Below are 3,412 nucleotides of genomic sequence, written 5' to 3' on the forward strand. Positions count from 1 at the left end.
TCAATAGATTTTTAGAAAAAAGTGAAAAAACTCGAATCATTCGAGATTTGACTTGAAGAGTAGAAAAAAGACCACATCACTGCTTAACGCTGATGTGGTCTGAGAAATCTTAACTTAATGACATTGCCTTTTTTTCTAAAGCAAAAAACAAAAGCAGCTGCGAAACCAATACGAAACCAGTAAAAGGAGGCGTTCATGTCCACCCCTTCCCCTGAACTTTCCGCGAAGAAAGCTGACCACCCTAAAATTGTGGTTGCCGCCCATAAGCCGTATCCCATGCCGGACGATCCGCTGTATCTGCCTGTACAGGCGGGCGCAAAAGGCAAAGACTCCATCGGGTTTGCCCGCGACGATCAGGGCGACTCGATCTCGTCGGCCAATCCGTATTTAAGCGAGCTGACCGCCCTGTACTGGGCGTGGAAAAATCTGGACGAATCGTGCGATGCCTTTGGACTGGCCCATTATCGCCGCCACTTCAAAGGCGACGCGCCCATCCCGTCTTTAAAATGCAAGGTGCTTTCGCAAAAACAGGCCGTCGAACTTCTGCACGACTGCCCGGTCATTCTGCCCAAAAAGCGACGCTACTATATTGAAACGCTCGAATCGCATTACGCGCATACGCTCGATCCGGCGGATCTCGATCTGCTGGCGCAGGTGATCCGCGATCAGTATCCCGAATACGAACCGGCGCTGTATGCCCACTTGAAAAAACGCAGCGGTCACATGTTCAATATGTTTTTAATGGAGCGTTCCCTGGCCGACGCGTACTGCACGTTTCTTTTTGGGGTGCTTGAAGAAGTCATGCGGCGGGCGCATCTCGAAGAAAAAGACGCGTTTGCGGCCCGCATGCCCGGACGGATCAGCGAATTTCTGCTCGATGTCTGGATTGATACCAATGAAATCTGCTGCATCGAAATTCCGCTGACCAGCACCGAACCGGTCAACTGGTTCAAAAAAGGAAGCGCTTTTCTCAAAGCCAAGTTTTTCTCGAAAAAATATTCCTCTTCCTTTTAGCCGGACTGCCCATGGCTGGCGTACAGTCTTTACGGATCTTTGTCTGCTCAATACGAGCCAACCGAATTCACCCGCAGGCTGGTATGGCTTACGCGATCCGGTATTTTAAGCGGGGCCGCTCTGGCGAAACGTACAGAACTGTCGGTTTCATCCCCGACCGTTTTTGCTTAAAATGAAAAGCTATAAACTGCCGGCACGCCTTTGCGCGCGGCAGACGTCGCCCTTTGTCCCCTGACTTTTTGTTAAGATAAAGGACGTATACAGTTTTCCGTCTGCCCCGCGGCTTTTGCCGGCGGATTTTGCAGACCGAACATCGTATCTTCACTGGATTCGAACCCTTTGCTTCAGCTTTATCCATCCCCTTCAGAAAGGCAGGTATGTTATGCGACACGTTCACCCCAGAAAATCCAGCCATCCTTCCAGAGGATTCCAGGCGGCTTCGATTATTCTTTCGATCCTGCTGGCCGGATTTACGGCTTTTGCGGTTTATGAACTGATCACCCTGAATATCTTTCCTACCCAGATCACCTGGGGCCTGAGCGCCATTCTGGTCGTTCTGGCCATTCTCATCATTGCGATGCAAATCTGGCTGACCCGGAAAAAAGGCGCTCGCATTCCGGTAACGATTCTTACCGTCGTGATTATTGCGGCCATGGGCATGGGCGGCTTTTATGTTTCCAAAGCCACCAGCCTCTTTTCGACCGTGACCGATCTTTCCCCGGCTTCGCAGTACGTGGTGGAAATTATTGCCATGAAAGATTCGAGCTGCAATGATGTCGAAGATCTCAAGGACAAGAAAATCGGCATTTTGCGTACCGTTGCCCGTACGTATACGGACGACATGGTCAACGTTCTCAACAGCAAGAACGTTCCGTTCAACGCCTCCGAATACGACGGCATCGTCGATATGGCCAACGCGCTTTACGATCACCAGATCGAAGCGATGATTCTTCCTTCCGCCTACCGCGGTCAGATTTCCGACTCGGATGACCGTTTCAAGAGCTTCTACGACGATACGAAAGTCGTCTTCTCCGCCGCTTTTGAAACGAACAGCACGACGACCACAAAAACCGTTGACGACATCAACTCGACGCCGTTTAACGTGCTGATTACCGGAACGGATTCCCGCAACGGCTTTGGCGAAGTCGGCCGAAGCGATGTGAACATGATCGCTTCCGTCAACCCGAAAACCCATGTGGTTCTTCTCACCAGCATTCCCCGCGACTACTACGTCGAAACCGCCTGCCCGGCTGAAAACGGCTGCGCAGCGGGCCAGATGGACAAGCTGACGCACACCGGTCTGCACGGTACCGAAACGACAAAAGCCACGATCGAGAAGCTGCTCGGCATCGAAATCAACTACACGATGCAGGTCAACTTCAGTTCGGTCATCAACCTCGTTGACGCCTTAGGCGGCATCGATATTAATGTTGCGCCTGGCTATGCGGTTCCGTCGTTTTACACGGATTCCCGCTATGGCGTACAGGAAGGCATGAACCACCTCAACGGCGAACAGGCTCTTGCCTACGCCCGTGAACGCTACGCCTACAGCGAAGGCGACCGTCAGCGCGTGAAAAACCAGCAGCAGGTTCTCATGGCTGTCGCCAGAAAGGTGCTTTCCCCAAGCATCATTACCAGCTACCCGTCCTTAATGGACGCTTTGAGCGGCGCCTTCCAGACCGACCTTTCCGAAGAGGAAATCAAGGCCCTTCTCCAGAAACAGATTCAGGATAATCCGGACTGGACGTTCCTGACCTACTCGCTCGATGGAACAGGCGAAACAAACTTCTGTGCGGAACTTGGACAGAACGCCTACGTCATGGTTCCGGACTACGAAACCGTAGCGACCGCTAAGAAGCGTATTGACGGCGTTCTCGAAGGCAAGAGCCCGCAGGAAATCGACGGTTCGACCGGAAGCGCCGATGACGTCGACAACCAGGCAGCCAACCGCCCGCAGGCCGATTCCGCCGCGTCCAGTACAGCAGACCAGCCGCAGAACGAACCGGATACGGATCCCGGCTATACCGACGCCATCCAGGAAGATCCTGGCTATGACGCGCCGATTGACAATACGCCGCAGGTAACGCCGCCGGTGCAGCAGCCTGTCAATCCGCTGCCCGATCCCGTACCGACTCCGCCCGCACCGGATCCAGTCGTTCCGGATCTGCCGCCAGCGGAAGAACCGCTCCCCGTACTTCCCGAACCGGAAGCCTGATTGAAAGAATTCAGCCTCTCTCCAATGCGGAAAGAGGCTTTTTTCATGGGCGATTCCGGAGTAAGTGTCAAACAATCGACGGGTATACGCGAGACTGAATATTAGATACGCTAAACGGGATCCCTTTCGAGATCCCGCTTGGCGTATTTTTTATTCTTCATCGTTTTCTTCATACTTCGGATC

Annotated in this window: 2 protein-coding genes; both read left to right on the forward strand. The window is 52.9% G+C overall.

Annotated elements, in window-relative coordinates; all coding sequences use genetic code 11:
- Positions 1-195: 195 nt before the first annotated feature.
- Entirely contained in the window at positions 196-1,014 is an 819-nt protein-coding gene (locus Afil_RS10535) for a DUF4422 domain-containing protein (protein WP_230268517.1), read from the forward strand.
- A gap of 382 nt (positions 1,015-1,396) precedes the next feature.
- Positions 1,397-3,229, forward strand: a complete 1,833-nt coding sequence (locus Afil_RS10540) for an LCP family glycopolymer transferase (RefSeq protein WP_230268518.1) — start codon at positions 1,397-1,399, stop codon at positions 3,227-3,229.
- Positions 3,230-3,412 lie beyond the last annotated feature (183 nt).

Source organism: Allobaculum fili, from assembly GCF_020969955.1.
GTDB classification, from domain to species: Bacteria; Bacillota_I; Bacilli_A; order Erysipelotrichales; family Erysipelotrichaceae; genus Allobaculum; species Allobaculum fili.

Coding starts and splice junctions, on each gene's coding strand:
- Afil_RS10535 (WP_230268517.1), top strand. CDS start 196: ATGTCCACCCCTTCCCCTGAACTTTCCGCGAAGAAAGCTGACCACCCT.
- Afil_RS10540 (WP_230268518.1), top strand. CDS start 1,397: ATGCGACACGTTCACCCCAGAAAATCCAGCCATCCTTCCAGAGGATTC.